This window comes from uncultured Ellagibacter sp. (assembly GCF_934617235.1).
Taxonomy (GTDB): domain Bacteria; phylum Actinomycetota; class Coriobacteriia; order Coriobacteriales; family Eggerthellaceae; genus Ellagibacter.
Window position 1 is genome coordinate 1 of record NZ_CAKTTZ010000072.1, and the last position, 6,782, is coordinate 6,782.

A 6,782-nucleotide genomic window follows, 5' to 3' on the forward strand; every position below is an offset into this window, starting at 1 on the left:
ATGCTTCCCCGACCAGTACTGTTTTAAGTACACCACGCTCGATTACACGCGCACCTACGAGGAGTTCCGCGACGACGTCGACACGTTCGCCCGCGCGCTTGTATCCATGGGCGTGAAGGCCGGCAGCAAGGTTGCCATCTGGGCGACCAACGTGCCTGCCTGGTACATCACCTTCTGGGCAGCCACCAAGATCGGTGCCGTGCTGGTCACCGTGAACACCGCCTACAAGATCCACGAGGCCGAGTACCTGCTGCGCCAGTCCGACACGCACACGCTCGTCATGGTCGAGAGCGCCCTGGATTCCAATTACCGCCAGATCATCAACGAGCTGTGCCCCGAAATCGCCCAGACCAAGCCCGGCGATCAGCTGCACTGCAAGAAGCTGCCGTTTTTGCGCAACGTCGTGACCGTCGGCTTCGACATGCCCGGCTGCCTCAACTTCGACCAGGCCATGGAGCGCGCCGAACTCGTGCCATTGGAGAAGATCCAGCGCATGGCCGCCGATGTCCGCCCCGACGACGTCTGCAACATGCAGTACACCTCCGGCACCACGGGATTCCCCAAGGGCGTCATGCTCACGCACCGCAACGTCGTCAACGACGGCAAGTGCATCGGCGACCGCATGGGGCTGTCCACCGCGGACCGCTTCATGATCCACGTGCCCATGTTCCACTGCTTCGGCATGACCCTGTCGATGACCTCGTCCATGACTCACGGCGCGACCCTGTGCCCGATGCCGTATTTCAGCGCCAAGGCGTCGCTGCACTGCATCACGCAGGAGAAGATCACGGCCTTCAACGGCGTTCCCACGATGTTCATCGCGATGTTCAACCACGAGGATTACCGCAAGACCGACTTCAGCCACATGCGCACGGGCATCATGGCAGGCGCCGGCTGCCCGCCCGAGCTCATGAAGCGCGCCGCCCAGCCCGACGAGATGAACATGACCGGCATCGTGTCGGTTTACGGCCAGACTGAATCGGCCCCGGGTTCCACGATGAGCGCCTGGACCGATCCGCTCGACCTGCGCACCGAAACCGTCGGATACGCATTCCCCCACGTCCAGTGCAAGATCATCGACCCCGAAACCGGCGAGGAGCTGCCCAACGGCGAGGTCGGCGAATTCTGCTCGCGCGGCTACAACATCATGAAGGGCTACTATAAGATGCCCGACGCCACCTTCAAGACGGTGGACGAGAACGGTTGGCTGCATTCCGGCGACCTGCTCATGCGCGACGACCGCGGTTGCTTCGTCGCCACGGGCCGCCTGAAGGACATGATCATCCGCGGCGGCGAGAACATCTACCCGAAAGAGATCGAGGACTTCGTCATCACCCACCCCAAGGTGAGCGATTGCCAAGTCGTGGGCGTTCCCGACAAGAAATACGGCGAGGAGGCAATGGCCTGCATCATCCTCATGGAGGGCGAGACCATGACGGAAGAGGAAATCCGCGAGTTCATGATGAGCAACATCGCGCGTCATAAGGTACCTCGCTATATCAGGTTCGTGGATTCCTTCCCCATGAACGCGGCCGGCAAGATCCTCAAGTACAAGATGAGGGAAGCCGCCGTGAAGGAACTGGGGCTTCAGGACCTCGTGAAGAAATAGCCTGAATCGAGAGAGACCTTTTGCGGGGGCCGTCATGTACGCCCCCCGCTTGCGTTTAGCGCCAATCACCGCAGAGGGGGACTTTGCATTATGAGCAACTACGTAACCGTCGATGGCAACGAGGCAGCGGCCCATGTCGCCTACGACTTCACCGAGGTGGCGGCGATCTACCCCATCACGCCGTCCTCGCCCATGGCCGAGCACACCGATCGATGGAGCGCTCAGGGGCGTTTGAACATGTTCGGCCAGCGCGTGCAGCTGACCGAAATGCAATCCGAAGCCGGCGCCATCGGAGCAATCCACGGCGTGCTGCAGGCGGGTGGCCTGGGCACGAGCTTCACTTCGAGCCAGGGGCTGATGCTCATGGTTCCCGTGCTCTACCGTATCGCCGGTGAGCGCCTGCCAGGCGTTTTGCATGTGGCGAGCCGAACGGTGGGCACCCATGCCATGAGCATCTTCGGCGACCACTCCGACGTCATGGCATGCCGCGACACCGGCTTTGCGCAGCTCAGCTCGGGAAGCGTCCAGGAAGCAGCCGACATGGCAGCCGTCGCGCACCTCGCCGCGGTGAAGGGCAGCGTCCCCTTCATGCACTTCTTCGACGGATTCCGCACCTCGCACGAGCTCTCGCGCATCGACATGCCCGACACCAAAAAGCTCACTGCGCTCATGGACACCGAGGCGCTCGATCGCTTCAGGGCGCGCGCTTTGAACCCCGAGCACCCCATGCTACGCGCGACCGTGCAGAACGGCGACGTGTACTTCCAGGTACGCGAGGCGAACAACACCGCCTACGACGAGCTGGCCGACGTGGTCGAGGGCGTGATGGCCCAGGTCGCCAGCGTGACGGGGCGCGAGCATCACGTGTTCGACTACTACGGCGCGCCCGACGCGACCGATGTCGTGATCGCCATGGGCAGCGTCTCGGGCACCGCGCAGGAAGCGTGCGACTATCTGAACGCGAAGGCCCAGGCCACAGGCACCGATAAGCGCTACGGCTTTTTGCAGGTGCACCTCTACCGCCCCTTCTCGGCGAAGCACTTCTTGGGCACCCTGCCCGAAAGCGTGAAGCGCATCGCCGTGCTCGACCGCTGCAAGTGCATGGGGTCAGCCGGTGAGCCTTTGTTCCTGGACGTCTCGAGCGTCATCGCGAACAGCGACCGCGCGGGCAAGGTGCTTGTCGTGGGCGGCCGCTACGGGCTTTCCTCCAAGGACACCGACACCGCCCAGATCGTCGCGGTGTTTAGGAACCTTGCATCACCCGAGCCGAAGCGCAGCTTCACCATCGGCATCACCGACGACGTGACCAACCTGTCGCTTCCCGTGCACCCCCTCGACGACTTCGAAATCGCCGACACCTACAGCTGCAAGTTCTGGGGCCTAGGCGGCGACGGCACGGTGGGTGCCAACCACAACACCATCCGCATCTTAGGCGAGCGCGCCGACATGTTCGCGCAGGCGTATTTTGAATACGACTCGAAGAAGTCCTTCGGCGTGACCAAGTCGCACCTGCGCCTGTCAAAGAGGCCCATCCGTAGCACCTATTACGTGAAGCGCGCCGATTTCGTCGCCTGCCATAACCAAAGCTACGTGCGCCAGTACGACATGGTGCAGGAGGTGAAGCCGGGCGGCACGTTCCTTCTCAACACGAGCTGGACGACCGAGGAGCTTGACGCCAACCTGCCTGGCAAGATGAAGCGCCACATCGCCCGAAACGGCATCCGCCTTTTCACCATCGACGCGGTCGAGATCGCGCACCGCGTGGGCCTGGGCAGCCACATCAACACCGTGCTTCAGGCGGCGTTTTTCAAGATTGCGGGGCTCATGCCTGTTGAGGAGGCCCTCGACTACATGAAGGACGCGGCGCGGAAGTCCTACGCGCGCAAAGGCGACGCCGTGGTGGCGAGCAACGTTGCCGCAATTGAAGAGGGCGCTCAGAAGTGCGTTGAGGTCGCCGTGCCCGCAAGCTGGGCCGACGCTGAGCTTGACACGCGCAATCGCGATGAGGAGCTGCCCGCTGTGGTCACGAACATCCTGCGCCCCGTGAATGCGCAGAAGGGCGACGAGCTTCCCGTGAGCGCGTTTGCGGGCTACGAGGACGGCGTCATCGACATGGGCCTCACCGCCTACGAGAAGCGCGGCATCGCCGTTGCGACACCCACGTGGAAGGCCGACGCCTGCATCCAGTGCAACCGCTGCGCCTTCGTGTGCCCCCATGCCGCGATCCGCCCTTACTTGGTAAGCGAGGAGGAAACCGCAACCGCCCCCGCCGGGTTCGCGACCGTCGCGCTCAAGGGCGGCAAGAACCTGCCTGCGGGCATGCGCTTCACCCTTCAGGTGAGCCAATTCGACTGCACGAGCTGCGGCAGCTGCGCCGACGTGTGCCCGGCAGACGCGCTTTCCATGGAGCCCGCCAAGCTCACCGACGCCAGTCGCGGGCTGTGGGAATACGGCCTGGGCCTCGCCGACAAGGGCCGCGTGTTCGATCCCTACACAGTCAAGGGCTCGCAATTCAAGCAGCCGCTCCTCGAGTTTTCCGCCGCCTGTGCGGGCTGCGGCGAGACGCCCTACGCAAAGCTCCTCACCCAGCTGTTCGGCGACCGCGTGTACTGGGCAAACGCCACGGGCTGCTCGCAGGCTTGGGGCTCGCCCTTCCCTGGCATCCCCTACACCGCAAACAAGCGCGGCTTCGGCCCCGCGTGGACCAACAGCCTCTTCGAGAACAATGCCGAGCTCTCACTTGGCCTCTATCTGGGCTCCACCCAGCAGCGCGAAGCCGAGAAGGCGCGCGTCGAGAAGCTCGCAGAAGTGCTCGCGCGCGGCCTGGAGAATCTGAAGCCCGACAAGAACGACACGCCCGACCCCGCTGTCATGGGCGAGGTCAAGGCCGCGTGCGAGGCCTATCTCGCCGCTTTCGACGACTTCGACGCCTCGCGCGACGCCGCCGATGAGCTTGTAGCGATGATCGAGGCTTCAAGGGATGCGCTCACCGACAGCGCCAAGGTATTCTGCGCGGACGTCCTCAAGTTCAAAGACCAGCTGGCCAAGAAGACCTTCTGGATGTTCGGCGGCGACGGCTGGGCCTACGACATCGGCTTCGGCGGCCTCGATCACGTGGTCGCGAGCGGCGCCAATGTGAACGTCCTCGTGGTCGACACCGAGGTGTATTCCAACACCGGCGGCCAGAGCTCGAAGGCAACGCCCGCCGGCGCCGTTGCGCAGTTCGCGGCAAGCGGTAAGAAGACCGGCAAGAAAGACCTCGGTGCCATCCTCATGAGCTACGGCAACGTCTATGTCGCCCAGGTGGCGATGGGCGCCAACTACAACCAGCTCGTCAAGGTGCTCAAAGAAGCCGAAGAATTCGACGGCCCCGCGGTCATCATCGCCTACGCACCCTGCACCTCGCATGGTTTGAAGTGCGGCATGCACGACGTCCAGGGAGAGATGAAGCGCGCCGTGGAAAGCGGCTACTGGACGCTGTACCACTACGATCCGCGCAAGGAGTGCCCCATGACCCTGGATTCCAAGGAGCCCACCATGGACTATCTGGAGTTCGTCGCGGGCGAGAACCGCTATGCCTCGCTCACCAAAACCTTCCCCGAGGAGGCCGAGAGGCTCTTCGAGCAGGGCAAAGAGGACGCGCAACGCCGCTTTTACCACTACCGCCGCATGACGCAGGAGAAGTAGCCGCTGCGAGCAGATGACATACGCATGATGAAAGGCCTGCGGGCGCCCCAGAAAAGGGCAAACCCGCAGGCCTTTCTTGTTGTGCTGGCGACGCGACTCGGGGTCGTTCGCAATAGTTAGAGTCCGAACTCCTTACGCGAGCGAGGGATTCCACTCGACGATGCCGTGGTTCAAGAACGGCTTGGACTCAGGTGCATCGGCGTTGACCATGCGGAAGCGCGCTTCGCCCTCGCCCGTCTTCCACACGATGGTGCGCAGGCGAACGCCTGGGAGGACCGGCGAAGTGAAGCGGCACTTGAAGCGGGTCATCGCCTCGGGATGGCCTGAGAACAAAAGCGAGATTGCATGGCGCATCGCAACACCGGCGCTGCTGACGCCGTGCGCGATCGGGCGCTCAAGGCCGGTCTGCTCGGTGTAGGACCAGTCGATGTGCTGCTGATGCCAGTCGCCCATCAGGCGATACACGAGCGGCCAATTCAGGCCATAGGTTTCCTCGTAAACGAAGTCGGGCACGCGGTCGGGGTATTCGACCGCATCCTTCGGCGGAAGCTCGCCGCCCCAGCCGCCGTCGTAGATGCAGCAGTCGTAGGTATCGACCGTGCACAGATGGGTACCGTCGGAGGAGTAGGACTTGCCCACCTGCTTGGAGAGAGAGCCGCGCCCCTCGCCGCGATCCCAGATAGCCTCCTGGGTCACGTAGGTTTCGATACGGTCGGCCATCTTGAATGGAGCGTGGAAGTGAACGTCAATTCCGTAATGCAGCGACCCGGAATAGTCGAAGCCGTAATCGAGCGTGGTGGTCATCTCCTCGTTGACCGTAAGCGGCACGGCGAAAATCGGCAGAACCTTGAGTTCGGGGCTTTTCGCGTCCCCTTCGTTGACGTAGTCCAAGTCGACCTTGCCATCCCAGCCCGCACCGCATCCAAGCGCGCAAATCTCCAAATCCTTGAAGGTGTAATCGCGCACGAACGGTCCGAAGGTCTTGCCTACGATCTCGGTCGAAATAGCCATTTTCTCTCCTTTCGGGTCCTTTGCTGCCCACGCGCGGCAGCATCGGCCGCAGCAGCATTGGCGCGAATTATCGCCCAACAACAAAGGAGAGCGCATCGCTAAATACGAGGGAACGCGCATCGCAAAATAATAGTGAACAGCGTGTGAGCTGGGGAATCACGCAAAAACTTAGAGCCCGACTGGCGCAAGCGGGGTCGCGTCTCGGGGCCCATCGCCTCGGGCCGAGCACCGCGTTCGCTTTCAGGCTTGCGAGCCGAGCGCTGGATCACCCTCGCCGCAAACTCCCGCCACGCGCAGGCGGGCCAAGTTCAAGCCGCCCATCGTAGCCGCCTTCACCGCGAAACCCTACCACCTGCAGGCTCCACCACCTTCGACGCGCCGAGCACAACACCGCCAAGAGATCGCGTCCCGATTTGTGGTGTATCAAGGGCCATCGCCGGAACCGCCGGCCACCCTTGCCAGGCGAATGCTACCC

3 protein-coding genes are annotated in these 6,782 nt (G+C 63.0%); 2 read left to right on the top strand and 1 reads right to left on the bottom strand.

The window, feature by feature from the left end:
- Together Q0G85_RS10030 and nifJ are read left to right on the top strand one after the other, a co-directional pair.
- Positions 1-1,609 (top strand): AMP-binding protein (locus Q0G85_RS10030; protein ID WP_297157580.1); only part of this gene is annotated, 1,609 nt, incomplete at its 5' end.
- 90 nt (positions 1,610-1,699) lie between these two features.
- Entirely contained in the window at positions 1,700-5,296 is a 3,597-nt protein-coding gene (gene nifJ / locus Q0G85_RS10035; protein ID WP_297157582.1) for a pyruvate:ferredoxin (flavodoxin) oxidoreductase, read from the top strand.
- Between the two features lie 132 nt (positions 5,297-5,428).
- Here the strand turns inward: nifJ and Q0G85_RS10040 are convergent, their stop codons facing one another.
- A complete protein-coding gene (locus Q0G85_RS10040) occupies positions 5,429-6,307 on the bottom strand; it encodes a MaoC/PaaZ C-terminal domain-containing protein (RefSeq protein WP_297157585.1) in 879 nt (292 codons plus the stop codon).
- Between the last annotated feature and the right edge of the window lie 475 nt (positions 6,308-6,782).

Coding starts and splice junctions, on each gene's coding strand:
- Q0G85_RS10040 (WP_297157585.1), bottom strand. CDS start 6,307: ATGGCTATTTCGACCGAGATCGTAGGCAAGACCTTCGGACCGTTCGTG.
- nifJ (WP_297157582.1), top strand. CDS start 1,700: ATGAGCAACTACGTAACCGTCGATGGCAACGAGGCAGCGGCCCATGTC.